This is a genomic window from Streptomyces sp. NPDC002130 (genome assembly GCF_040296465.1).
Classification (GTDB): Bacteria; Actinomycetota; Actinomycetes; order Streptomycetales; family Streptomycetaceae; genus Streptomyces.
Map to the genome: position 1 here is coordinate 1 of NZ_JBEOXI010000966.1, position 1,269 is coordinate 1,269.

Annotated in this window: 1 protein-coding gene and 1 pseudogene; both read right to left on the bottom strand. The window is 65.4% G+C overall.

The genetic code is table 11. The features are described 5' to 3' along the window. Nucleotides 1–228: 228 nt before the first annotated feature. Nucleotides 229–894, bottom strand: a complete 666-nt coding sequence (locus ABT116_RS47465) for an alpha/beta hydrolase family protein (RefSeq protein WP_351647619.1) — start codon at nucleotides 892–894, stop codon at nucleotides 229–231. Next, a pseudogene (locus ABT116_RS47470) lies at nucleotides 891–1,193 on the bottom strand (MBL fold metallo-hydrolase); the annotation flags it as partial. The pseudogene ABT116_RS47470 and the gene ABT116_RS47465, both read right to left, overlap by 4 nt. Nucleotides 1,194–1,269: the final 76 nt, after the last annotated feature.

The window sequence follows — 1,269 nt, forward strand, 5'->3', positions numbered from 1 at the left end:
GTCCGCCACGAGCACGACGGCGTCCAGGTCGAGCCCCGGCGGGGCCTGGCCGCGCCGGAAGATCTCCACCACCCCGGCTCGACGGGATACGGCAGCACCCGAGGAAAGCTGACGACTGTGTCGTCGCCGTCGATGCTCACCGTGACGTCGGACAGGGCACTTGGCTGATACTGCTGGGCACTCATGGTTCGATCTCACCAGGAACCACCGACACGGGCAACCGGCGAGTCACCGTCCGAGCGTGAACAGTTCTGTTGCTGCGGCGACTGTCTGTTCAACCACCGGAAACTTCACCACGGACAGGTCGTGCCGAGCTCCCTCGAACTCCACCAGAGCCGCCACTGCGGGAATCAGGTCGAGCGCTGCCCGCATCTCCTCAGTCGTCGCGAACTCGTCCTTCGATCCGTGGACGACAACGGTCGGCGTGTTCAGGTCCGGCAGGTGTTCGGTTCTGAGCTTCTCGGGCTTCTTCGGAGGATGCAGCGGATAGGACAACAGCACCAGGCCGTCGACAAGTCCTGGATTCTCCGACGCCAGCATCGACGCCTGCCGCCCACCGTACGAATGTCCGCCGAGCAGAACGGGTCCAGGCACCGAGTCGTCCTTGCGAACAGCGGCAATCACCTCGGCAATGCCCGCGCGATCCTCCGCAGCACGCGACGGGTGTGGCGGCCCCGAAGCTCGACGCACGCGAAACGCGAGATCGAATCGCAGGACTTGCACTCCCGCCTCTGCAAAGCCGTCGGCAACAGCACGCAACAGCACGGTGTCGCAGTTACTTCCCGCGCCGTGAGTCAGTGCAAGCGTGGCGACGGGCGACGCGAAGGACACAGAAGCAGGCCGATGCAGGAAACCGTGCACCGCACCTTCGTCGACCGTTTCGACGGTACTCATGGACGCATCCTTGTCCGGCCCGCTCGGGCCTGTTCGACTGCGACAGCCATGCTGCCCTCGTAGACCGGCCCGTGTCCGGGAAACAGCACGCCGGCAGGTGCCGCGGCGATGTTGTCCAACGCCTCGTCGGTCGCTTCACGGTCATGATTGAAGGGGCACACAAGAAATTGTGGTCCGGCGACGCTCGACGTCGCGTGTCCGGTCACCAGAGCGTCACCCGACGCGATGACGCCTGCGTCAGGAACAAGGTAAGCGCTGTGGCCGTCGGTATGCCCGTGGGTGGGCGGCCGACCGTCTCCGAGTACTGCCGGGAGCGCGCGAGTTGATCCGCCGAGTTCACTCGCTCGGACTGCACGTGGTGCTCGCTACCTCGGC